The sequence below is a fragment of the Maritimibacter sp. 55A14 genome (assembly GCF_003122205.1).
GTDB lineage: Bacteria > Pseudomonadota > Alphaproteobacteria > Rhodobacterales > Rhodobacteraceae > QEYE01.
This window is the reverse complement of record NZ_QEYE01000007.1, coordinates 87,860-111,280: the sequence shown is the minus strand read 5'-3', so window position 1 is coordinate 111,280 and position 23,421 is coordinate 87,860. Positions and strand designations below refer to the sequence as shown.

Annotated in this window: 20 protein-coding genes and 1 pseudogene; 10 read left to right on the top strand and 11 right to left on the bottom strand. The window is 67.3% G+C overall.

What is annotated here, in order from left to right; all coding sequences use genetic code 11:
* The first annotated feature begins 9 nt into the window (after nt 1-9).
* Nucleotides 10-1,047 (top strand): sulfotransferase, encoded by a 1,038-nt coding sequence (locus tag DDZ14_RS07750; RefSeq protein WP_109424387.1) that lies wholly within the window; start codon nt 10-12, stop codon nt 1,045-1,047.
* 81 nt (nt 1,048-1,128) lie between these two features.
* On the opposite strand, the gene DDZ14_RS07745 is transcribed toward DDZ14_RS07750, so the two are convergent.
* The 4 genes from DDZ14_RS07745 to DDZ14_RS07730 form a co-directional block, all read right to left on the bottom strand.
* Nucleotides 1,129-3,189, bottom strand: a complete 2,061-nt coding sequence (locus DDZ14_RS07745) for a bifunctional aldolase/short-chain dehydrogenase (protein WP_109424447.1) — start codon at nt 3,187-3,189, stop codon at nt 1,129-1,131.
* A 20-nt stretch (nt 3,190-3,209) separates the two neighbouring features.
* Nucleotides 3,210-4,310, bottom strand: coding sequence for an S-methyl-5-thioribose-1-phosphate isomerase (gene mtnA, locus DDZ14_RS07740; RefSeq protein WP_109424386.1), 1,101 nt, complete (start codon nt 4,308-4,310; stop codon nt 3,210-3,212).
* Nucleotides 4,311-4,498: 188 nt separating this feature from the next.
* Nucleotides 4,499-5,695: a glycosyltransferase family 1 protein gene (locus tag DDZ14_RS07735; protein ID WP_158275486.1), complete on the bottom strand. Its 1,197-nt coding sequence runs from the start codon at nt 5,693-5,695 to the stop codon at nt 4,499-4,501.
* Nucleotides 5,682-6,767 (bottom strand): NAD(P)-dependent oxidoreductase, encoded by a 1,086-nt coding sequence (locus tag DDZ14_RS07730; RefSeq protein ID WP_109424384.1) that lies wholly within the window; start codon nt 6,765-6,767, stop codon nt 5,682-5,684. The genes DDZ14_RS07735 and DDZ14_RS07730 overlap by 14 nt, the downstream gene beginning before the upstream one ends.
* A 180-nt stretch (nt 6,768-6,947) precedes the next feature.
* Here DDZ14_RS07730 and DDZ14_RS07725 point away from each other — a divergent pair, with 180 nt between their 5' ends.
* Complete coding sequence (locus DDZ14_RS07725) at nt 6,948-8,000, top strand: Gfo/Idh/MocA family protein (RefSeq protein WP_109424383.1); 1,053 nt, start codon at nt 6,948-6,950, stop codon at nt 7,998-8,000.
* A gap of 37 nt (nt 8,001-8,037) precedes the next feature.
* Complete coding sequence (locus DDZ14_RS07720; RefSeq protein WP_109424382.1) at nt 8,038-8,958, top strand: hypothetical protein; 921 nt, start codon at nt 8,038-8,040, stop codon at nt 8,956-8,958.
* 260 nt (nt 8,959-9,218) lie between these two features.
* Here the strand turns inward: DDZ14_RS07720 and DDZ14_RS07715 are convergent, their stop codons facing one another.
* Nucleotides 9,219-10,340, bottom strand: coding sequence for a glycosyltransferase family 4 protein (locus DDZ14_RS07715; protein ID WP_158275485.1), 1,122 nt, complete (start codon nt 10,338-10,340; stop codon nt 9,219-9,221).
* Between the two features lie 357 nt (nt 10,341-10,697).
* On the opposite strand from DDZ14_RS07715, the gene DDZ14_RS07710 reads away from it, so the two are divergent.
* Complete coding sequence (locus DDZ14_RS07710; RefSeq protein WP_109424380.1) at nt 10,698-11,846, top strand: aminodeoxychorismate synthase component I; 1,149 nt, start codon at nt 10,698-10,700, stop codon at nt 11,844-11,846.
* A gap of 16 nt (nt 11,847-11,862) precedes the next feature.
* Here the strand turns inward: DDZ14_RS07710 and nadC are convergent, their stop codons facing one another.
* From nadC to DDZ14_RS19360, 5 genes are all read right to left on the bottom strand, one after another.
* Nucleotides 11,863-12,711 (bottom strand): carboxylating nicotinate-nucleotide diphosphorylase, encoded by an 849-nt coding sequence (gene nadC / locus DDZ14_RS07705; protein WP_109424379.1) that lies wholly within the window; start codon nt 12,709-12,711, stop codon nt 11,863-11,865.
* 135 nt (nt 12,712-12,846) lie between these two features.
* Nucleotides 12,847-13,899 (bottom strand): quinolinate synthase NadA, encoded by a 1,053-nt coding sequence (nadA, locus tag DDZ14_RS07700; RefSeq protein ID WP_109424378.1) that lies wholly within the window; start codon nt 13,897-13,899, stop codon nt 12,847-12,849.
* A 384-nt stretch (nt 13,900-14,283) separates the two neighbouring features.
* Nucleotides 14,284-15,174, bottom strand: coding sequence for an OmpA family protein (locus tag DDZ14_RS07695; protein ID WP_109424377.1), 891 nt, complete (start codon nt 15,172-15,174; stop codon nt 14,284-14,286).
* 30 nt (nt 15,175-15,204) lie between these two features.
* Nucleotides 15,205-16,968 (bottom strand): hypothetical protein, encoded by a 1,764-nt coding sequence (locus DDZ14_RS07690; protein WP_146193109.1) that lies wholly within the window; start codon nt 16,966-16,968, stop codon nt 15,205-15,207.
* A gap of 4 nt (nt 16,969-16,972) precedes the next feature.
* Nucleotides 16,973-17,245: a hypothetical protein gene (locus DDZ14_RS19360; protein ID WP_146193108.1), complete on the bottom strand. Its 273-nt coding sequence runs from the start codon at nt 17,243-17,245 to the stop codon at nt 16,973-16,975.
* 53 nt (nt 17,246-17,298) lie between these two features.
* Between DDZ14_RS19360 and bioB the strand changes: the two are divergent.
* From bioB to DDZ14_RS07660, 6 genes and pseudogenes are all read left to right on the top strand, one after another.
* Nucleotides 17,299-18,269: pseudogene (bioB, locus tag DDZ14_RS07685) on the top strand (biotin synthase BioB).
* Nucleotides 18,266-19,396, top strand: coding sequence for an 8-amino-7-oxononanoate synthase (locus tag DDZ14_RS07680; RefSeq protein ID WP_109424375.1), 1,131 nt, complete (start codon nt 18,266-18,268; stop codon nt 19,394-19,396). The pseudogene bioB and the gene DDZ14_RS07680 overlap by 4 nt, the downstream one beginning before the upstream one ends.
* Nucleotides 19,393-20,025, top strand: coding sequence for a dethiobiotin synthase (gene bioD / locus DDZ14_RS07675; RefSeq protein ID WP_109424374.1), 633 nt, complete (start codon nt 19,393-19,395; stop codon nt 20,023-20,025). The genes DDZ14_RS07680 and bioD overlap by 4 nt, the downstream gene beginning before the upstream one ends.
* On the top strand, nt 20,022-21,308 hold the full coding sequence (gene bioA, locus DDZ14_RS07670) for an adenosylmethionine--8-amino-7-oxononanoate transaminase (RefSeq protein WP_109424373.1): 1,287 nt from the start codon (nt 20,022-20,024) through the stop codon (nt 21,306-21,308). The genes bioD and bioA overlap by 4 nt, the downstream gene beginning before the upstream one ends.
* Nucleotides 21,305-21,925, top strand: a complete 621-nt coding sequence (locus DDZ14_RS07665; protein WP_109424372.1) for a pimeloyl-ACP methyl esterase BioG family protein — start codon at nt 21,305-21,307, stop codon at nt 21,923-21,925. The genes bioA and DDZ14_RS07665 overlap by 4 nt, the downstream gene beginning before the upstream one ends.
* On the top strand, nt 21,922-22,695 hold the full coding sequence (locus DDZ14_RS07660; RefSeq protein WP_109424371.1) for a methyltransferase domain-containing protein: 774 nt from the start codon (nt 21,922-21,924) through the stop codon (nt 22,693-22,695). Before DDZ14_RS07665 ends, DDZ14_RS07660 begins: the two co-directional genes overlap by 4 nt.
* On the opposite strand, the gene DDZ14_RS07655 is transcribed toward DDZ14_RS07660, so the two are convergent.
* Nucleotides 22,692-23,327 carry a GntR family transcriptional regulator gene (locus DDZ14_RS07655; protein ID WP_233252519.1) on the bottom strand — a complete coding sequence of 212 codons (636 nt, stop codon included), beginning with the start codon at nt 23,325-23,327 and terminating at the stop codon, nt 22,692-22,694. The two genes, DDZ14_RS07660 and DDZ14_RS07655, sit on opposite strands and share 4 nt — an antisense overlap.
* Between the last annotated feature and the right edge of the window lie 94 nt (nt 23,328-23,421).

The following is a 23,421-nucleotide window of genomic DNA, read 5'->3' as shown; positions in this document are numbered from 1 at the left end:
CGGGCGATCGTGTCTGACTATTCCACGCTCGACCGGGTGCTGCACCGGCTGGCGCTCGGCGTGCCGGTCCTGCCGGAGATGCTCCACGATATCGAGCGCGCCGCCTTCCTGAAATCCGCGCCGCCCTTCGAGCCCGGCGGCCATGTTTTCGTCACCGGGCTGGCGCGCGCGGGCACCACGATCCTGATGCGCGAGTTGCACGCCACCGGCGTCTTCGGCTCGCTCACCTATGCCGACATGCCTTTCGTGCTGGCGCCCAATCTCTGGGCGCGGCTGTCGCGCGGTGGCGGCGGGTCGGAGTTGAAGGAACGCGCGCATGGCGACGGCATCGCGGTCAATGAGGAGAGCCCCGAGGCGCTCGACGAAGTCTATTGGCGTGTCGTCTGCGACATCGACTATATCCGGCCCGACGGCCTGCGCCCGCACGAACCAGGCGCCGCCGCCATCGCCGGTTACGCCGATTACATCCGGCTGATCCTGCGGCGCACCGGCCGCGCGCGCTACCTCACGAAGAACAACAACACCCTGCTGCGGCTGGCCGCGCTGGCCGATGCCTGGCCCGACGCGCATTTCCTGGTGCCGCTGCGCGATCCGCTGCAACACGCCGGCAGCCTGCTGGCGCAGCACCGGCGGTTCCTGGGGGCCGACGCCTTCACCCGCAACTACATGACATGGCTCGGCCATCACGAGTTCGGCGCAACGCACCGGCCCTATCTTTTCGGCGGCGGGCCGACTGGCAACCCGGACAGTCTCGATTACTGGCTCACGGTCTGGCTGCGTGCCCATGAGCATCTGCGCGACACTGCGGCGGACCGCGAAAATATCGTCATCCTGCCCCATGAGGAGATGAGCCGCGATCCGGAGATCTGGACGCGCCTCATGGACCGGCTGGGGCTGGAGCCGCGCGCACCTTCCGAGATGCGCGAGATCGCCCCGCGCGAGGTGCCCGACCACGACGCCGCGCTGGCGGAGGAGGCGCGGGCGTTGCACCGAACGCTGGCGGAGGCGAATAGTCTGGAACGTGGCGTTGAGGTGTTGGAAAAATAACGTCGTGGCACGCGGCCGACCGGCACCGGCGCTACGAGATGGGCCTCACGCTCCAGAAGCTCAAGTGACGCCGGGCGCGGCTCAGCGCAGCGCCGCCTCGATATTGCCGCCATCGACGGTCATCACGTGGCCGGTCGTCCGCTCGCTGGTTGCAAGGTCGGTGAACGCCTTGGCGACATGCCGCGCCTCGACCTCGCGGCCTAGCAGATTGCCGGCCATGTAGCTGTCGGGATCGGTCCCGCGTGCCTCCGCCCGCTCGGCGATGAAATCGCCGGTCAACAGGCCCGAGCGGATGCGGTCGGCATTGACGCCGTTGACGCGGATTCCGTCGGGGCCGAGTTCCAGCGCAAGCTGCCGCAGCAGAAAGAAGGTCGCCGCCTTGGGCAGACCGTAAGCACCGAAATTGCGGCCCGGATTCACCGCCTGCTTGGAGATGTTGAACAGGATCTGGCCGCCCCGGCCCTGGGCGCGCATCACCCCTGTCGCGGCGCGGGCAAAGGCGTTGTGGGCGAAGAAGTTCAACTCGAAACTCTGGCGCAGCACCGCCTCGTCGAGCCCAGCCATGTCCCCGGAAGTTGCCGCACCGGCATTCGACAGCAGGATGTCGATCCCGCCGAAGCGCCGCACGCAGCGCGCCAGCGCCTCGGCCGCCGCGCCGGGTTCGGTGATGTCCATCGCCGCGCCGCCATGCCACGGGCCGAGCGCCGCCAACGCCTCATCGAGCGCCGCGGCCTCGCGGTCCACCAGAAAGACCTGCGCGCCCTGTGCGGCGAAGGCAGCGGCACAGGCCCGGCCGATGGCCCCCGCCCCGCCGGTGATCAGCACCACGCGCCCGGTCAGGACCGGCGGCACACCCTTGCCCAGCTTGGCCTGTTCGAGCGACCAATATTCGGCGTCGAACGTGTCGGCCTCGCCGATGGGCCGGAAGCCGCCCGCCGCCTCGCCCTCCCGCATCACCTCCAGCGTCTGTTCGGCCAGGTCGGCGGCGGCGGAGGCGGCCTTGGCGGTCGCCCCGATCCCGGCCAGGCCGAGACCCTCCATCCAGGCCACGCAAGGATGCGGCGAGACCAGCGTCTTTGCGCCGCCGAAACGCGGTGCGTTGCGGTCGAAATAGGCCCGGTAGTCCTGCAAGAAGGTCTCAACCGCACCCGCGAGTGCCGCACGCCCGCTGGCCAGGACGTCGCGGGTCAGCAGCAGCGGGAAACGCTTGGTGCGCAGCACGTGATCGGGCGTGGCGACCCCGCGCCGCGACAGGTCGGCCAGATCCCGGCTGGCCAGGAAGTCCCGTACCTCCGCTCCGTCGCGCAGGTCGAGCACCGGCATGGCTGCGTCCGGGTTGCTCTGATGCGCCGCCATGACATCGCCGACGAGGCCGCGCAGCACCGGCAGGATCTCCTGCGGCTCAGGCCCGCGTGCCACCGCCGCGGCCGGTTTCAGCGGCCCCCGGCGCCGGGCGAGCCAGTCGCAGACCTCATTGGTATGCGCGATGATCCGGTCATAGCTCTCGCGGGCGGTGGCCCCGAAGGCGAAATGGCCATGGTTCTTCAGCAACAGGCCCTCGACCTGCGGATTGGTCTCGAACACCTCCGCCGCAGCCTTGGCCAGCCCGAAGCCCGGCAGGATGTAAGGCACCACCGCCAGGCGGTCGCCGAATATCTCGCGCAGCGCTGCGTCCAAGTCCGGCAGGTTGGCCAGCGCCAGGAACGGGGTGGCATGGGTGTGATCGACGAAGACATGCGGCAGGTTGGCGTGCAGCAGCGTCTCGACGGACGGGTTGGGCGCGCTGCTGTCGAGCAGGTTGCGGCGTTGCTGGTTGACCATTTCCTCGTCGCTGAGCGCGTCGAGCGCGCGCAGTTCCAGCAGCGGGTCCAGCAGGACGCCCGGCAGGCCCGGCGCCTCGATATCGCCCAGATCCCAGCCCGAACCCTTGACATGCAGAACCCGGACCTCGTTGCCGTAGAGGTCGCGGCGCGTGAGCTTGACCGAGGTGTTGCCGCCGCCATGCATGACAAGATCGGGGTTCTGTCCGATCAGGCGCGAGGTATAGACCCTGAGCGCGAGCTGCCGGTCCGCCGGATCGTCGCCCGCCTGCGCCATGCAGTGCGCCGCCGCTGCGTCATCCCACTGGTTCTCGAATTTCATGCTGCCTGCCTTGGTGGTTTTCATTTCCGGGCGTGTTCGGGAAACAGCGCCGCCAGCCCCGAAGCCGAGGCCGGGCACACGCCGCGTTCGGTGATCAGCCCGGTCACCAGACGCGCCGGGGTCACGTCGAAGGCCGGGTTGCGCGTCGGGGTCGCGTCGGGCGATATCTGCACCTCGGCGCGGCTGCCATCGGCGAGCTTGCCGGGCACATGCGTCACCTCGCGGCCGTCGCGCTCCTCGATCGGGATCTCGGACAGGCCGTCTGTCACCGTCCAGTCCACCGTGGGCGAGGGCAGCGCGACGTAGAAGGGCACGCCGTTGTCCTGCGCCGCCAGCGCTTTCAGATAGGTTCCGATCTTGTTGCACACGTCCCCGGCGGCGGTGGTCCGGTCGGTGCCGACAATCACCATGTCGATCTCGCCGCGCTGCATCAGATGCCCGCCGGCATTGTCCACCACAAGGTCATGCGGCACGCCGTGCCCGGCCATCTCCCAGGCGGTGAGCAGCGCGCCCTGCCCGCGCGGGCGCGTCTCATCGACGAAGACATGCACCGGGATGCCGGCCTCCATCGCGTGATAGATGGGCGAGGTCGCGGTGCCCCAGTCCACCGTGGCCAGCCAGCCGGCATTGCAATGGGTCAGCACCCGCACCGGTTCGCCGATAGGCTTGCCGGCGGCGATCCCGCGCATGATCTCCAGCCCGTGCTGCCCGATCCTGCGGTTGTTCTCCACATCCTCGTCGCAGATCGCGGCGGCGCGCGGGAACGCCGCCTCGGCGCGCGAAGCGGGGTCCAGCGGACGCAGCAACTCGCGCATCGCGTCGAGCGCCCAACGCAGGTTGATCGCCGTCGGACGGGTCGCGTGCAGCACCTGCCAGGCGTTCTCCAGCGCCGTGTCGCCGGGGTCGCGGCGCATCTGCTCGGCGATGCCATAGGCCGCCGTCGCGCCGATCAGCGGCGCGCCGCGCACCCACATGTCGCGGATCGCGGTGGCGAAGTCCTCCAGCCTGCGCAGCGTGACGACGCGGAACTCGTGCGGCAGCCAGCGCTGGTCGATGATGCGCACCTCGTCGGCGTCGGCGTCGTGCCAGATCGAACGGTAATGGGTGTCGCCAACCCTCATGTCACGGTCTCCCTGATGCCCGCCACGCCGCGGCTGCTGGCGGGGACACTGTCCCCAAGCCTGGCGAATCTATAAGGCTGCACTGGCGCGAAGGCCAGCCTTCCGGCGGCTGTCACATGGCCGGCGCACCGGGCGGCGGGATCAGGAACGTGCGGACGCATCCCGATTGTCCGACCGCGTCCGCCGCGTCATAGCGTCCGCCCCAGCGCGCTGCGGAAACTCTCCTCGGCCAGCGCCGCGCCCTTGTCCCAGCCGAATTGCGCGCTGCGCGCCAGCGCCTTTCCGGCCAGGTCGGCCTGCAGGCCCGGTTCGGTCAGCAGGCGGACCGCCTGCGCGGCCAGATCCTCGACCGAGAGCGGGTCGAAATAGAGCCCGCCATCGCCCACCACTTCCGGCAGGCTGCCGCGGTCCGACGACAGGACCGGCGTGCCGCAGGACATCGCCTCCAGCGCGGGCAGGCCGAAGCCTTCCCAGAGCGACGGGAAAACCAGCGCGTCGGCGGTGTTCAGAAGCTCCGCCAGTTCTGCGTCGTCGATCTCGCCGGTGAAGACGATGCTGCCGGAGCGCCGCGCATCCGCCGCCGCGCTGGCCTGCAACTCCTCCACATTGTCCCAGAAGCGCGCGCCGGCGGTGCGCCCGACGATGGCCAGCCGCAGCCCCGGCACATGGTCGAGGATCGCCGGCATCGCTTCGATCAGGCGCAGCACGTTCTTGTGCCGGTTGAAGCCGCCCAGATAGACCAGCAGCGGCGCGCCCTCGGGGATCGCGTGGCGGGCACGCACCGCCGCCAGCCTTTCCGTGTCCCCGATCGGGTGAAAGGCCGCGTCCCCGCCCTCGGTGATCGTGTCGATCCGGCTGCGCGGAATGCGCAGGATGCGCGTCAGATCGGTCGCGGAAGCCTCCGATATGGTCATTACCCGCGTCGCCTGCATCTTCGCCAGCCAGCATTTCGCCTGCCAGAGCCGGAAATTCAGCCGCCGGGGAAAGATCAGGTCGGGGAAGCGTTCCGGGATCGTGTCGTGATAGCAGACGACGCTGGGCCGCCGCGCCGGGAGCGGGAAATAGGAATAGACCGCCGGGTAGAAGAAGAGGTCGCAATCCATCCCGCGGGCAGAACGCATCATCGTCAGCAAGTCCGCCCCGCCGCGCGCCGCCGCGCCGCTGGAGGCTTCCGACATCGACCGGCCGGAGCCCGCGACGACCACATCCACCCCGCCGGGCACCGGCCGCGTGGGCGGCTGGTCGAAGAGCAGGCTGTAGCGGAAGCCGCTGTCGCGCGCGGCAAGCGCGGCGATCAGGTTGCGGGTGAACCGCCCGAAACCGCGCTCGTTCTCCCACGAACTCGCATCGACGCCGATATGGACTCCACCTTCACCCCTTGCCATGGCGCGCCTTAAGATAGGGGGCCGTGGCCGCGAGCCCGGCTTCCAGCGTGAAATCGGGGGCGTAGCCGAGCCGCGCCTGTGCGCGGGCGATGCTGCAATGCCCCTGCGCGGAGTAAAGCGTAAGCATGTGCCGGTCGGGCCAGGTCTCGCCCCCGCCTGCCCGCCGGCGCAGGCGGCGGACCAGCGATTCGAACCGCTCGCGCCCCAGCAGGTGCCGGCCCCAGGCGCCGATCCGCGCCGCGACGGAGGGGCCGGCGGGTGGCGCCTCATCCGGTTCCGGGCCCAGCCGCGCCTCCAGATCGGTCAGCGGGACATGGCGCAGGCCGCCCGCGCCGATGATCGCCGCGTAGCCTCCCAGCAAGTCGGACCAGGCGACCGTTTCCCGCCCGGAGACAATGAACCGCTCGCGCCCCGGATCGTCCAGCATCGCGGCGCGCAGCATCGCCTGCACCACGTCGCCCACGAAGACCGCATTGCAGCGCCCCTCCGGCTCGGGCAGCACGACCGTTCCGGCCGCCAGCGCATCGGCCAGCCCGTCGGTCCAGAGCGCGCTGCCCGGACCGTAGACCAGCGTCGGTTGCAGGATCGCAGCGGGCAGCGGGCCGTCGATCAACCGGCGTTCCATCGCCATCTTGGCGGCGCGGTAGGGACCGCCGCCGGGGCGCGAAATCGGGCTTTCCTCGGTCAGGTCGGCATCGGGCCAGCCATCGTAGACGACGATGGAACTGGCATGGACGATCCGCCCCACCCCGGCGTCAACCGCTTGGGAATAAAGGGTTTCAAAGGCTTCCAGGTTGCTGTCGCCCGAGGCGCGCACGTCATAGGCCAGGTGAAAGAGCACCGCCTGCCCGGCCAGCCCGCGGGCCAGCGCAGCGCCGTCGCCAAGCCCGCCGGTCAGCACGCGCACCCCTTGATCGCCGAGCGCGCGCGCGCCGTGGCGGCTGCGCAGCAGGACCGTCACCCGCGCGCCCGCTGCCAGCAGCGCCTCGACCAGCGCGCGGCCGATGAACCCGGTCGCGCCGGTGACGAAAACCGCCTTTCCGTCCAATGGCTTGACATCTTCGCGTTGCATGTCACCCCTGTAATTCGTGCCTTGTGCGCATCATCCGCACCTGTCAACAGACCGTTGCGCAGCCGAGCCTAGCCCAGTGCATCCGCGCATGCTATTCCGCATTGCAGCAAAATTTGATTGATCCGAATTCCGGCACGCGCTTGAACTTGCGGTGCCAAACGAGTTTGAGCGAGGGGCGTAATGAAGATCGGCGTGATCGGCGCGGCCGGGAAGATCGGCCAGATGCGCGTGCAGACGATTGTCGACAATCCCGCGACCACGCTGGCCGCGGTGCTGGACATGGAGATGCACAAGGCCGTCGCCGTCGCCCATGACGCACCCGCCTTCACCGATCTCGACCGGTTCTTCGGCGTGGAGATGGACGCGGTGGTGATCTCCACCCCGGCCCATGTGCGCGAACCACTCTGCCTGGCCGCGTTCGAGCGCGGGCTTCACGTGCTCACCGAAAAGCCTCTCGCACCGACGGTCGAAGGCGGCCAGCGCATCTTGGAGGCCGCGAAATCCGCGGGCCGGATGCTGGGCGCCGGGTTCAACATGCGCTACTACCCATCCTTCGCCTATGTGAAGGATGTGGTGAGCTCCGGCCAGATCGGCGCGATCGACCATGTCCGGGTCTATGGCGGCCATGACGGGCTGGGCCATTTCACCCATGACTGGGAATACCAGGCGCAGTATTCGGGGGGTGGCGCGCTCTGGGATGTGGGCATCCACATGACCGACATGGCCCGCCACATCCTGGGCGAGATCACCAGCGTCTACGGCGTCAGCAGCAACCGGGTGTGGAATGTCGAGGGGTCCGAGGACAACGCCGTGGCGATCTTCAAGAACCCCGACGGTATCCCGGCGATCTACCAGGCCTCCTGGACCGACTGGAAAGGCTACAAGAGCGCGGTCGAGGTCTATGGCAGCCACGGCATGGTGCGCGGCGCCTACGCGCCGATGCAGACCCTGCTGATCACGCTCGACAAGCCCGGCGGCAAACCCTCCAAGCTGCGCAACTTCTATCCCGAGATCATGCTGCGCGAGAAGCTGCGAAGCTGGAAGTCAACCGCGCTGCTGTCCTTCGCGGGCGAGCTGGAGGACTTCCTGAAACTGGTGCGCGGCCAACGCGGGGTGCGCTGCGCCGACGGCCATGCCGGGTTGCGCGCCATCGAGATCGCCACCGCCGTGCCCGAAAGCAGCCGTACCGGGCAGCCGGTGGAGCTGGAGAATCTCGGGGACATGATCGTCTGATGCCGCTGCGCGCACCGGCCAGAAACGGGGATGACCGATGAGCAAAGACCCCACATTGTCCATTGTCCTGACCATCGTGCAGGGCGGCACCTATGTGCGCGACTTCCTGGAGGCCGTGCACTCCTTTCAGGACCCGCCGCCGCTCGACGTGATCGTCCCCTATGACGCCAGCGTGGCCGATGTCGCACAATATGCCGAAGCTTACCCGGAGGTGAACTTCCTCGATCTGGGCACCATCACCCCGATCCGCGCGATCACCTCGGAGGCCGGCAAGCACGAGCTTTACGATCGCCGCCGGTCTGCCGGGCTGGCCGCCGCCAAGGGCGACATCATCGGCATCCTGGAGGATCGCGGCCTGCCGCAGGGCGATTGGGCGCGGACCATCGTGCGGCTCTATGCCGAAACCGGGCGCAACGTGATCGGCGGCGCCATCGAATGCATGGAGCCGGTGAGCACGCTCAACTGGGCCTTCTACGTCACCGATTTCGGCCGCTACGGCCGCCCGTTCGAGACCGGCCCGGCCGACTGGGTGTCGGATGTGAACCTGACCTACAGCCGCAAGGCGCTCGACGAGACAAAACACTTGTGGAAGGACCGCTACCACGAGCCCATCGTGCACTGGTACCTGATCGACCGGGGCGAGGAGCTGCTGCTCTCCAACGAGGTCGTGGTCCATCACCGCCGCCCGAAAACCACATTCCGCGAGTTGCTGCCCGAACGGTTCGATTGGGGCCGGCTCTTCGGCGAAATTCGGGTGCGCAACCAGAGCACCGGCAAGCGCCTGGCGCTGATCGCCGCCGGGCCGCTGATCCCGCCGGTGCTGTGGCTGCGCCATTACCGCATCCAGAAGAGCAAGGGCCGCGGGGGCCGCTATCTCAAGGCGCTGCCCTATGTGATGCTGCTGACCACCGCCTGGACCCTGGGCGAGGTCTGGGGCTACATCACCAAGCGGCCGTAGCGCCGCAGGTCGCCCCAGTTCGGAGATGAGCCGCGCGATTGCTAGACCGCGGGATGGCGATCCGGCGTCTGAGTAGGGCGCTTTATCCCTGTCACTTCCGAACAAGATCGAGGCTTCGCGCAAGCGTCACCACATCGCCAGCCCGTCGGGGCGGTCCGGCGATCGCGCGGCGGCCTGCGGCCTTGATTCCGCGCGAGGCAAGGTCGATCCTTTCCGCAAAGGCCATCACCACCGCTTCGGTCCAGCCTCTCGCCCCCGCTTCAGGACGCGCGCTCGGCCCCTCCCACCGCGGGCCGGGCGAGCTCGAAATAGGTCTTCTCGAACTGCCGATGAACCCAGTCGGGATCGAACCGGTCCTCGCGGCTGCGCACCAGCGCGGCTTCGGCCATGCGCTGCCGCCGCGGCTCGTCGCCCAGAACGTCGGCCACGGCGGCGCAGATCGCGTCGATATCGCCGATGGGGACCACCGCGCCCACGCTCTCGTCGATCAGTTCCACCACGCCCGAACAGGCGGTGGCCACGGCGGGGGTGCCGGCCTGGAACGCCTCGGCGATGGTGAAGGGCAGCGCCTCCCAGCGGGAGGTGAGCAGGAAGAGGTCGGCGGCGCGCAGATAGCGATGCGGCCGCCCGGTCCGGCCGACAAAATTCAGATGCGCGCCAAGCCCCCGCTCGCGCGCCATCGCCTTCAGCCGCTCCTCGTCCGGGCCGTCGCCCGCCACCACGAAGCGATAGCCCGGATGGGTCTGCCGCATCCGCGCCACGCTGTCGATCAGGATGTCGATCCCCTTCTGGTGCATCAGCCGTGCCAACGTCACGATCACCCGCTCGCCGTCGCCCAGAAGCTCCGCCCGCAGGGCCGCGACATCCTCGGCGCTGTCCTCGGGCGGGGGCGAGACGCCCAGCCCGATCACCTTCAGCCGGTCACGCGGCACGCCGCCCACGGTCGCCAGGTCTTCAGCGGACCGATGGCTGGGCGTGATCACCAGATCGCAGCGCCGCGCAATCCGCCCGAAGGCCGCGATCCGCTCCGGCTCGGAGCCGTGATAGGTGACGGCCAACGGAATGCCCCGCCCCGCCCGCGCCAGTTGCGCGACCAGCGCCGGGGCCGATTCGTGGCAATGGATCAGATCGACCGGATGCGCCGCCAGCCAGCGCCGCAGGATCAGCGCGGCGCGCGCCGTGTGCCCCAATCGCGCGGCGATGCCGCCGCCATCGCCCGCCACGAAGCGGGTGGGCAGCGGCAGGAAGTTCGGCTCACTCTCCGGCCCGGCCCACACATCTGCCGTGCCCGCCAGTGTCACCTCGTGGCCCGCGGCGCGCATCCAGTCGCGCAGCCCCAGCACGTGCCGGGTGATGCCGCCCATGCCGAATTGCGTGCCCATCTGCATAATCCGCAGGGGCGGGCGGGGCGCCGCGTCCGTCATCGTCCGACACCCCCGTTGCGGGCAATAATGTCCGGCGGCGCGAGAGATCCGGTTCCTGCCGTTTCGCTCAAGGCGTCTCCTTCCCTTGGGTCAGGCTTTGCCCGGAAATTCTTTGCACAGATTTCTGCAATTGCGAACTGGTGAATTGCGGGGCAGAACAGCGTTCCGATGCGGCAGGGTCCCGCGCTTGTCCGGATCGCGCACGCAAAATGGCCCGGTCCTGCACATCGGGCCTTTCGCGATGCCGAGCGAATGGCTACTGGACAAAGTTGCCCGCAATCCGGAACGCCCCACGCCTCGGACTGGAAGAAGAACATGCCACGGCACATGCCAAGCATCCTGTTGCGCGACGACATCGACGGCCGCGAACTGATGTTCTCAGACCCGCGCGAGGTGATACGCGCCGACGATGCCGGGGACGTGGCCGGGGCGATTGACCGGCTTGAAAGCGCACGGGCGGCAGGCAAATGGTGCGCGGGTTACCTGAGCTACGAGGCCGGTTTTGCCCTTGAGCCGAAGTTGCGCGATGACATGCCGGACGGACACCGCGTGCCGCTGGTCTTGATGGGCGTATTCGATGGCCCGCAAGAGCGGCAGGTTTCGCCCGCGCAAGGGACCGGTGCCGCGCTAACGGATATCCGCCCGGACTGGTCGTTCGAGGACTACGCGCCGCGCTTCGAGCGCGTGCACCGGCATCTGTGCGCCGGCGATTGCTACCAGGCGAACCTGACCTTTCCGATCTCGGCGCGATGGCATGGCGCGCCCGCGGCGCTCTTCGACGCGATGACCGCCCGCCAGCCGGTCCGCTACGCCGCGCTCGTCGATCTGGGCGGGCCCGTCATCCTGTCGCGTTCGCCCGAATTGTTCTTCGAGGTGGATGAGGCCCGCTGGATCGAGACGCACCCGATGAAGGGGACGATCCGCCGCGGCGAAACTCCCCAAGAGGATGCCGAACTGGCGGATTTCCTGCGCAACGACGCGAAGAACCAGGCGGAAAACCTGATGATCGTCGACCTCCTGCGCAACGACATTTCGCGCATCTGCGAGTTGGGCTCGCTCGGTGTGCCGGATCTCTTTCGGGTCGAAACCTATCCGACGCTGCACCAGATGGTCAGCCGCGTGCGGGCAAGACTGGCAAGCGGCGTCACGATCGCCGACATCTTCGCGGCGCTCTTTCCCTGCGGTTCGATCACCGGCGCGCCGAAACTCAAGGCCATGCAGATCCTCCGCGCGCTGGAGGACAGACCGCGCGACATCTATTGCGGGTCCATCGGCATGATCGCCCCCTCAGGCGTGATGCGGTTCAACGTGGCGATCCGCACCATCACCCTGCATGCAGACGGCGAAGCGACCTTCAATGTCGGCGGTGGCGTCGTTTACGATTCGGATGCGCGCTCGGAATATGAGGAATGCCTGCTCAAGGCGCGTTTCGCCGACGGCCCGGAGCCGCCCCGGCTGCCATGAACCGGCGGCTCAAGGCTCAGAAATCCAGCCCGAGATCGAGGGTTCGGGCCGAATGGGTCAGCGCCCCGGCCGAGATATAGTCGACGCCCGTCGCCGCCACCTCCGCGATGCGGTCGAGCCGCATGTTGCCCGAAGCCTCGAGGCAGAGCGCTCCCCCGGTCAGCCGCACCGCCTCGCGCAGGGTCGGCGTGTCCATGTTGTCGAGCAGCACGACATCGGCGACGCCCTCCGCCAGCACTTCCTCGAGCTGCGCCAGCGTGTCGACCTCGATCTCGACCCGGACCATGTGCGAGGCCCGTTCCCCGATCGCCCGCAGCACCGGCCGGATGCCCCCTGCGGCGGCGATGTGGTTGTCCTTCACGAGGATGGCGTCCGAAAGCGAATGGCGGTGGTTGAAGCCGCCGCCATGCAGCACCGCCTGTTTCTCGACGATCCGCAGACCCGGCGTCGTCTTGCGGGTGCAGGTGATCCGCGCCCCGGTGCCCGCCGTCTCGGCAACAAAGGCGGCGGTCAGGGTCGCGATGCCCGAAAGCCGCCCGGCGAAGTTGAGCGCCACGCGCTCGGCCGAGAGGATCGCGCTCGCGGCGCCTGCGATCTCCATCAGCACATCGCCCGCCACGACCTGTGCGCCGTCGGCTTTCAGGACCCGCAGTTCGAGCGTCGGATCGACCATGTGAAAGGCGATGCGGGCGATCTGCATTCCCGACACCACCCCCGGCTCGCGGGCGCGAATTCGGGCGGTGTATTGCGTGCCTTCGGGGATCACGGTGCGGGTGGTGAGATCGCCACAGGCGCCCAGATCCTCCATCAGCGCGTTTCGCACCAGCGGGTCGAGGATCATGTCCGGCAACGGAGGCAAGGTCATCAGGCGAATTCCTTCTCAAGCCGGGCACGGAGCGCGAGAGCCTCGTCCAGCGTCATGCGCCTGCGCGTTCCGGGACGGCAATCAGGGGCGCCGCCAAGAATGACCACCCGGCCGGTGGCGATGCTCTGCATGGTGTCAGGCGCGCAGGCGGCGCGACAGGTCGATCATCCGCTGCACCGCCTGCCGGGCGCCCTCGGCCACCTGTGCATCGACTTCCACCGCGCCCTCCATGCTGTGCAGCGACCAGAGAACCTTTTCGAGCGTGATCTTCTTCATGTGGGGGCACATGTTGCAGGGCCCGACGAATTCGATCCCCGGCAGCGCATCCGAGATGTTCGATGCCATCGAGCATTCAGTGACCAGCAGCGCCTTTTCCGGCTGTTCGCGCGTCACGTAGTCGATGATCCCGGCGGTCGAGCCCGAGAAATCCGCCTCGGCCACCACGTCGGGCGGGCATTCGGGATGGGCGATGATGCGGGTGTCCGGCTGCCAGCCGCGGAACTCGCGCAATTCCTGCGCGGTGAAGCGCTCATGCACGATACAGGAGCCGTCATACCAGACCACCTGCTTGTCCGGCACCTGCATCGCCACGTTCTGCGCGAGGTACTTGTCCGGGGCCATGATGACCGTGTCGGCCTCCAGCCCCGCGACGATCTGCGCGGCGTTCGACGAGGTGCAACAGATGTCCGAGGCCGCCTTCACTTCGGCCGAGGTGTTTACATAGGTGACCACCGGCGCGCCGGGATATCGGCGGCGCATCTCGGCAATGCCCTCCGGCGTGATGCCCTCGGCCAGCGAACAGCCGGCCTCCATGTCCGGGATCAGGACCGTCTTCGACGGGTTCAGGATCTTCGAGGTCTCGGCCATGAAATGCACGCCGCATTGCACGATCACATCCGCCTCGACCTTCGTCGCCTCGATGGCGAGTTGCAGGCTGTCGCCGACCACGTCGGCAATGCCGTGATAGATGTCGGGCGTCATGTAGTTATGCGCGAGGATCACCGCGTTGCGCTCTTTCTTCAGGCGGTTGATCGCCTCGACATAGGGCGCGTGAACGGCCCAGTCGCCGGGCGGCATCACACGGCGCATACGTGTATAAATATCGCCGAGCCGATCCGCCACCTCGAGCGACGGGGCAAGGTCGTAATGCGCGCCGAGCGTCTCGGCGATGGCGGTCTGGTCGAGCATGTCGGGGCTCCATACTCCCGGTCTGCGGCCCAATCATTTGCATGGAAACGAGAAATCGCTCAGGGGCCGAAGTGATGAAAAATAGACGGCTGCTTCCCCGAGGGCAACCGTCATTGGCGAGACCGCTCCAGGCGCTGCCATCGGCGGCTCATATGTGGCTTGAAGACAGGGAGCACAGCCGTCATGTCCCAGCCGGAAAGCGCCCGCACCGCTTCAATCGGCCGGAACAGGCGCAACGGTTGATCGGGCATTGCCACAGGCTGGCGAGACATCGCTCGCCGGGCATTCTGTACGGCATATCGGCGTAACGTCAGGCATACGGCGGATTTCCGTGCCTTAGCACGTTCCGGACAACGCGCGACAGGGCACGACGAGGGATTCGGGTCACCTCTGGACAAGTTCCACGCGGCGGTTCTGCGCTTGTCCGTCGCTTGTCAGGTTCGACGCAACCGGGGCAAGCGGCCCGACTCCGGCAGGCACGATCCGGTCCGAATTCACACCATGTTGCCCGACCAGCGCGTCGACAACCGCCTGCGCACGACGGCGCGAGAGATCAATATTGAATTCGTAACCGCCCGTATTATCGGTATGGCCGACAATGTAGACATCGACATCGGGATTATCCGAAAGCAGCCGGGCCATTTCAGTGAGTGCGTCGGCGGACTCAGAAGTGAGCGTTGCTTCGTTGAAGTCGAAATAGATGTTGTCAAGCGCGACGCGACCGGTTTCCGAGATACTCTCTGCCATTGCCGCCGCATCGAGCATCCTGTTCTCGAAAGCCGCACTTTCCACGATGTTCACATTGATCCAGCGTGGTGCGATGGTGATCTGGGCCTGCAGGGCCGAACCGCCGTCTTCGCGCGCCACGGTGAGAATTCCCATCTTGTTGTTGAGCAGTTTGCGCCACACCGTTTCCCGCAGGCGCGTCAGGTTGCCGCGACCGCACTCGCGGTCGATGCAACTGACAAGCACGTCGAACCCTTCATCGGTGAGCTTTTCCTCGTAGCTCCGGGCGATCTGCAGAATCGACGCCCCGTCAGGCACGCTGTAGACCACGCGTGTCACAGCACCCTCCGCATTCGAGTATTCCTCCGGATCGGTCCGAATGAGAATTCGCTGTGAATCGTAGTCGAGTTTCTCGAACAGCGTGATCTGGGTGCCCTCGAACCGGCCGAAGGCGGGGTGATCGGACGCGCCTTCAACATCCTGGGCCAGGGCGCCGCCGCTCAACACGGTGGCACACACGATTACTATCAGATTGATTACAAGTTTCATGATCCATCCAGTTTAAATTATCAAACCAAGTCAGTGTTTTACTAATTCCACCGCCGTTCCCGCCGGGGTATGGCCCGGAGGTTCCCACGGCATCAGGGTCAGGCGGTTGCCGTGGCATGCCGCGCGCCAGTTTCCGCCGCCGCCAGTGAAAGCCGATGCCGAAGCGGAGGTCACCTCATCGGTAATGGGCTGCGGGCCATCCGAGTTGGGGCCCTCCACAATGCCGTCGAAGGTGAATGTCGCGATGTCGAGTTCCAAACGGCCATTCTCGTCGTGCCAAGCGCCGGAATGCCTGTACACCCGGTAATCAATTCTGACGTCCTCGCGGGAGATGATATGCGGGTCGTCAATTTGGAAGCTTCCGTCTGGTCCGATTGTCAGGACCGGCCCACTCTGATCGTAGCGGACCTCGGCGGCCAGTTCTGCAAATTCATTCCGAAAGCGGAAACTGTCGCGGAGCACGGCCCCGGCCAGGAAATCGGCGGCGTCACGGGTCTGCTCCTCGCCGATGCCCATCCCGCCAAGCATGTCCAGCGCTTCACGTGCGCCATCGAGCTGATCCTCGGGACCGGCGGTTGGACGTTCGATCCAGCGCCCGACAAAGCACTTGCAACCACTGGGCGTCGCGGTCCCGGCTGACAGATCGACTGACAAGTCTGCCCCTGACGGAGAGATCGCGGCAAGCGTGAACGGCGAAGGAGGTGGTGCGATCCCGGTACTGCCCGTCGCCCGGCTCCAGTCGCCATCGACGCCCCGAAGAGCCACTTGCGCTTCGCCGGCCTCGATCTGCAATGTCCCGCCCATCTCCGGTGGCAGTGACACTTCCCTGACCTGAACCGAAAGCGCGGGACCGGTGATCGTCGCCCGGCACTCGCGCCCAAGGTCGATGGCCGGCTTGTGCACCTGCTCCGGGAGCGGCCGCCCGTCCGGCATCGTGATCGCCTCCTCCGCCTGAGCCACGGCCCAATCGAGCCAGCGTCCGGGCGGCAGGAGCTCGGCAGCCTGTTCCGCCTGCCGAAGATAATCTCCGCTTGCAAAGCCAAGTTCAAAAACCCAGGGGAGACCGAAGAGAGGTTCGCCCCAGAAGAAGAACACCTGGGCATCGTAGCTGTGGTCGGGCAATTCGCAGCTCTGCTGCTGCGTGAAGAAACGTTCGATCACATGGTCGCGCTCGGTTGCGGCCGGTACAACCTTGTGGGCGAACCAGTCCGCCGATCCTTCGCGCCACCAGGCCTCGTCCCCATACGCCTCGCCGAAGGCGTCCCTCTGCATCGTGTGCATCCACTCGTGCGCGAGGTCGAAGTCATACAACCGTGATCCGCCGATGCGGTCGGGGAACATGACAATAAGGCAGGTTCCCGCAGGCAATGCGTCCAAGCCGTCGATGTTCTCTTCCAACCAGTGGGATTCGCCGTTTTCAGCGCAATAGGTGAAGGCCATGGATTCGTCGAAACCATCGGTGTGGCTTTCCACAAGCACAACCGCACGGCGGGGCTCGATGACCATGGAGCGTTGAAGCTCCTCGATGCGAGGTGCCATGTCCGAAAGGCGGGCAAGAAGCGCATCCCGCGTACTGGCATCTCCCTCCGGCCTGAGCCGAAAAACGCGCTGCGCACCGACCCTGAGGCCCGGTTCTTCGAGCGGAGCGAAGCCGGCGATTTCCTCCCTGAGCTGGTTCCAGTCCCGATCGGACGGGGCTTCACTGTCCGGCGTGATGCACGAGGCGAAAGCCGGCATGACCGTGAGGGCAATTGCGACAGCGGCGGGAAGCAGGAAAACGAACCGATGTTCCATGTATTCAGGGCGCCCCTGTTTCCAGATCGTCCACCCGGCAGCGGATCGCCGGCAGCGCCGCATGTCGATACAAGCCTCCTGCGGCTGCCGGTCCCATGAAAACATGCAGAAGGCGATAACGTCTAGGGTCGGAACCGCCTTTGACGAACATCTGCGCGAATAGCTGCCAGAGCACCCTTGCGCCGTACCGGCGTCGCGCCGACCGGTCCACGCGGGCGAAGGCAGTGTCGGTGGCGTTGATTAAATTGCCGCCTAATGAAGTGTTGAAGTTTTTCATTTAATCGATAAGAAATCACGAGGCGCGGCTCATATGGAAATATTATCGATAAAATGCGAGACATATGTACGACCTGGACCCACGAGGGCGCGACGGCGCTCTATGACCAGCCGCTGATGGACCTGCTTTACCAGGCGCAGACGGTCCATCGCGCGCATTTCGACCCAAACAAGGTCCAGATGTCGCGCCTGCTGTCGATCAAGACCGGCGGCTGCGCCGAGGACTGCGCCTATTGCTCGCAATCGGCGCGCAACTGCCCGCCTCGAAGCTGATCGAGGTCGAGCGCGTCCTCGCCCAAGCCCGCGCGGCGCGCGAGTCCGGGGCCACGAGGTTCTGCATGGGGGCGGCCTGGCGCGAACCGAAATCCCGTGACATGGACGCGCTCGTGGCCATGGTCGAGGGGGTCAAGGCGCTGGGGATGGAAACCTGCATGACGCTGGGCATGCTGGACGACACGCAGGTGGTGCAACTGCGCGAGGCCGGGCTCGATTACTATAATCACAATCTCGACACATCCGAGCGCTTCTACCCGGAAGTCATCACCACCCGAACCTTCGCAGACCGGATCGACACGCTGAACCGGGTGCAGGAAGCGGGCATCAAGGTCTGCTCCGGCGGCATCCTGGGGATGGGCGAGGAGACTGCGGACCGGCTCGACATGCTGGTGTCGCTCGCCAACCTGCCGGCGCCGCCCGACTCGGTGCCGATCAATATGCTGATGCCACAACCAGGCACACCGCTGGCCGAGGCCGAGCCGGTCGATCCCATAGACTTCGTGCGCATCATCGCCGTGGCCCGGATCATGATGCCGCGCGCGCATGTCCGCCTGTCGGCCGGGCGAAGCGACATGAGCGACGAAATGCAGGCGCTGTGCTTCTTTGCCGGGGCGAATTCGATCTTCGTGGGCGAGACACTGCTGACCGCCGCGAACCCGGAGGAAAACAGCGACATGGCGCTTCTTTCCAGGCTGGGGATCACGCCGATGAAAGCGGAGGTCCAGATCAAGGCGGACGCCGCCGAATGACCGCTGCCGCCCGGTTCGAGGCGGCGCTCGACGCCTTGGCGCAGCGCCATCGCCTGCGCCGGCTGGAACCGCGCGCGGGGCTGGATTTCGCCTCCAACGATTACCTGGGGCTGGCCGGCTCGGCCCTGCTGACCGAGGCCGCGCGCGAGGCTTTGGCACAGGGCGTGCCGCCCGGCGCGGGCGGGTCGCGCCTGCTCAGGGGAAACCATCCCGAGCATGAAGCCCTGGAAGCCGAGGCCGCCGGGTTCTTCGGTGCCGAGGCGGCGCTGTTCATGGGCGGCGGATTCCAGGCCAATCAGGCGATCTTCGCCACCCTGCCCGCCGCCGGTGACCTGATCCTGCATGACGCGCTGGTGCATGCCAGCGCCATCGAGGGCATGCGGCTGGGCCGGGCCGCGGCGCGCGCCTTTCGGCACAATGATGTCGACGGGGCGAAGCAGGTGCTCGCCGACTGGCGAAAGGCTGGCGGGCGCGGGCAGGTCTGGATCGCCGTGGAAAGCGTCTATTCGATGGAGGGCGATCTCGCCCCCCTCGACGACCTGGCTCAACTGGCGCATGAGGCGGAGGCCGTGCTCGTGGTGGACGAAGCCCATGCCACCGGCGTGTTCGGCCCCGAGGGCCGGGGACTGGCGCATGGGCTGAAGGCGGAGCTTCTGACACTGCACACCTGCGGCAAGGGGCTCGGGGTGTCGGGCGGGCTGATCTGCGGGCCGCGGGCGATGATCGACATGCTGATCGCCCGCGCGCGCCCGTTCATCTTCGCCACCGCCCCGTCGCCCCTGACCGCCGCCGTGCTGCGCGCCGCGCTGCGTGCGTTGCAGGAACTCCCGGAACTGCTGCGCGATGCGCACAGGCGCATGGCCCATGCCCATGCAGAGGCGCGGAACTCGTGCGGGCTGGAGGGTCTGCAAAGTCCGATCATCCCCGTCATCATCGGCGCCGACGACGCCACCATGGCCCGCGCGCGCGATTTGCAGGAACGGGGTTTCGACGTCCGCGGCATCCGCCCGCCAACGGTACCGCGCGGCACCTCGCGGCTTCGGGTCTCCATCACCGGAAATGTCGGCGCCGCCGATATCACCGCGCTCTTCGCCACTATCGCCGCGCAGCGGGCGGAGGCCGTATGAGACCGCTCGTCGTCACCGGAACCGATACCGGCGTCGGCAAGACGGTCTTTGCCGCCGGCCTGACCGCCGCGCTTCTGGCGACTTACTGGAAGCCGGTTCAGGCCGGGCTGGACGAGGCGACGGACAGCGAGACCGTCGCCGCATTGTCGGGCCGTCCGGTGCTGCCCGAAGCCTACCGGCTGCGGCGCCCGGCCTCGCCGCATCTGGCGGCCGAGGAGATGGGCGTGCGGATCGACCTCGATCGGCTGGCGCTGCCGCAGGTCGACGGCCCGCTTGTGGTGGAAGGGGCGGGCGGCGTGATGGTGCCGCTCACGCGCAAGGCGGTCTATCTCGACCTCTTCGCCCGCTGGCAGACCCCAGTCATCCTGGTCGCCCGCACGCGGCTGGGCACGATCAACCACACCGCGTTGTCGCTCATGGCGCTGCGCAATGCGGGCTGCCCGGTGGCCGGGGTCGCCTTCAACGGACCGCCCGAACCGGAAGTGGAAGAGACCATCGCCGAGATGTTTTCGGTGCCGCATCTGGGGCGTCTGGACCCGCTGGCCGAGCTGACACCCGCCACCCTGGCCCGCGCCTTCGACGCCATCGACACAGGCACCATACAAACTGCGATACGGGGCGCGCTATGACCCCGCTGAAGTTCGACGCCCGCCACCTCTGGCATCCTTACACGAATGTCGCCGACCCCGGCCCGATGCATCTGATCACGGGGGCCGAAGGGGTCTGGCTGACGCGGGAGGACGGCACCCGCATGATCGACGCCATGTCGTCCTGGTGGTGCGCCATTCACGGCCATCGTCACCCCCGGATCGTTTCGGAAATGCAGCGGCAGCTGGACCGGATGCCTCATGTGATGTTCGGCGGCCTGACCCATGGCCCGGCCATCGAACTGGGCCGTAAACTAGTTGGCATGCTACCGCGCGGGCTCGACCGGATCTTCTATTGCGACAGCGGATCGGTGGCGGTCGAGGTGGCGCTGAAGATGGCGGTGCAGGCCCAGATGGCCCGCGGCCGCGACACCAGGACCGAGTTCGCCACCATTCGCGGCGGCTATCACGGCGACACATGGAAGGCGATGAGCGTCTGCGACCCGGTGAACGGCATGCACGGTCTCTTTCGCGGGGCGCTCTCGATCCAGCACTTCCTGCCGTGCCCGCCCGTGGATCTGGGCGAGGACTGGCCGGACGACCCGCAGCAGAACGGTCTGGCCGCCCTCGAGCGCCTGCTGGCGGAGAAAGGCGATCGGATCGCCGCGCTGATCCTCGAGCCCGTCGTGCAGGGTGCGGGCGGCATGTATTTCTATCATCCCGCCTGGCTGCGCGGCGCGAAGGCCCTGTGCGACGCCCATGGCGTGCTGCTGATCTTCGACGAGATCGCCACCGGCTTCGGCCGCACCGGGCGGATGTTCGCAATCGACCATGCCGACGTGATCCCGGACATCCTCTGCCTCGGCAAGGCGCTGACCGGCGGGCATATCTCCTTTGCCGCGACGGTGGCGACCGAAGCGGTGGCACGCGAAATCGGGGAGAGCGCCGCAGGCGTGTTCATGCACGGTCCCACCTATATGGCCAACCCGCTGGCCTGCGCGGCCGGGACCGCCAGCTTGGAGTTGCTGGAGGATCAAGGCTGGCAGAGCCGGGTGGCAGCTATCGAGGCGCAGTTGCGCGATGAACTCGCCCCGGCGCGCGGCCTGCCGGGGGTGGCGGATGTGCGGGTGCTCGGCGCCATCGGCGTGATCGAGATGCGGGACCGGGTCGACCCGCGTGTCGCCCACCGGCGGGCGCCCGAGACCGGGGTCTGGCTGCGGCCCTTCGGGCGCAACATCTACTGCATGCCGCCCTATGTCATCGCGCCCGACGACCTGAGCCGCGTCACCGCCGCCATGGTCGCCCTGGTCCGGGAGGCGGGATGAGACATCACTGGCTGGCACGGGCGGGGCGTGCGGAGCTGACGCTGGTCTTCGCCGGCTGGGGTCTCGGGCCGATGCCCTTCGCGGGGCTTGCGGGCGCGGGCGATGTGCTTGTTGTGGACGATTACACCGCGCTCGACGACCCGCTGCCGCAGACGGCCGCCTACGACGGCGTGCGCCTTCTGGCCTATTCCTTCGGCGTGGCCGCGGCCGGGCACTGGCTTTCGGCCAGCGGGCTCCGGCCGGTCCGGCTGGCGGCAGTCAACGGCACGCTCTTTCCGGCCGATGAGCGCAAGGGGATCGCACCCGAGATCGTGACGGCGACCGCCGACGGGCTGAGCACGGCAAGCTTTGCGCGGTTTTGCCGGCGCGCGGGCCACAAGGGACCGGTCCCCGCGATCGACATGGCCGCGGCCCAGGCGGAACTGCGCGCCATTGCCGACCGCGGCCCGGCACCGGAGACGCGCTTCGACCGCGTCTGGATTTCGGCGCAGGACCGGATCGTTCCGGCCTCCGCGCAAGAGGCCGCGTGGCGGGACCACGCCGAGGCCATCCGGCGCATTCCGGCATCGCACCAACCCTTCGCGCCGGACCAGCACTGGCAGGAGTGGTTTGCATGAACGGTTTCGTGGCCCGGCGGGCACAGCGCAGTTTCAGCCGCAGTTTCCCCAGCTATCACGCGCGCGCGTGCGAACAGGCCCGCATTGCCGACGACCTGGCGCGGCGGCTGTCGGAACTGGGCGCGCCGGAAACCTTCGGTCGCGCCTTCGAAATCGGCTGCGGCACCGGGCACCTGACCCAGGCACTGCTGCGGCGTTTCACGATATCCTCGCTCACCCTCAACGATCTGCTGCCGGAGGCGGCCGATGTCGCGCACGCCGCGGGGGCCCGCTTCCTTCCGGGGGATGCCCGGACAGTGGCCTGGCCCGATGCGCCCGATCTGATCGCGTCCGCCTCGACGATCCAGTGGCTGGATGACCCGCAGGCGTTCATGAAGAAGGCGGCGCGGTGTCTTGCGCCGGGCGGATGGCTGGCGATCTCCGGGTTCGGGACGGATCAGTTCCGCGAATTGCGGGATCTGGGGTCAACCGCACGGGCCCCCGGACTGTGCCAACCGGAAGCGATGGCAGGCGCAATCCGCTCAGGCGGCGGGGACGCGCTCGACGTGCTGGACGTCAGGCAGGAGCACCGCCGGATGTGGTTCGAGAACCCAACGCAGGTTCTGAAACATCTGCGGCAGACCGGCGTGAACGCCACGGCATCGCGTATCTGGACACGGCACACGCTCAAGGATTTCAACGAGCGATACGTTCGGACCTTCGGCGCCTCCTCGGGCCGCGTCCCGCTCTCCTACAATCCGGTCCTGGTCATCGCCCGCAAGCGGGCCTAGGCCTGCCTCGACAGGTGACGGCGCATGATTGTGCCGGCCCGCACCGCGTCCCGATCGTGAATGGCGGCGATGATCGCCCCGTGATCGGGATCGGAGCGCGGCTTCCAGCGATCCGCATGCCTGGCGAAGAAATGGCGCGCATAGAGAAGCTGCAGATTATGGATTTCCTCGGTCAGGCGCGGCATGCCGCAACCGGCAATGATCGCCATGTGAAACCTGCGATTGGTCTCTTCCCATTCGAAGGCCGTAGCCGACGCCTCGCATTGCGCGTGGATATCCTGCACCTCGGCAATCTGGGCGGCGGTCAGTTTCGGGACCGAGTGCAGGAGCGCGGCAGGTTCCAGCGCCTGACGCATCACGCGCAACTCGTCTATCGTGTTCCGGTCCAGTGGCGAGACGCACATCCCCCGGCGCGGCAGGCTTCTGGCCAACCCGTGCGCCGCAAGCCGCAGCAGGGCCTCGCGCACCGTCACATGGCTGACCCCGAACTTCCGGGCAATATGGTCCTGCCGCAATTTTTCACCCGGCTGCAACTCACCGCGAACGATCCCCATCGAGAGCGTCCGGGAAATATGGTCTGACTTGCTGTCCTGAGGATCGGTCACGAATACGGTCACAAGGTTGACGGTCACGTATCAGTACCCCAGGGCCGCGCAGGACTAAACCCGGAAATCGAGCCCGACACCTCGCGTGATCTGATCCACGGCAATCTCGACCGGCCCCCGA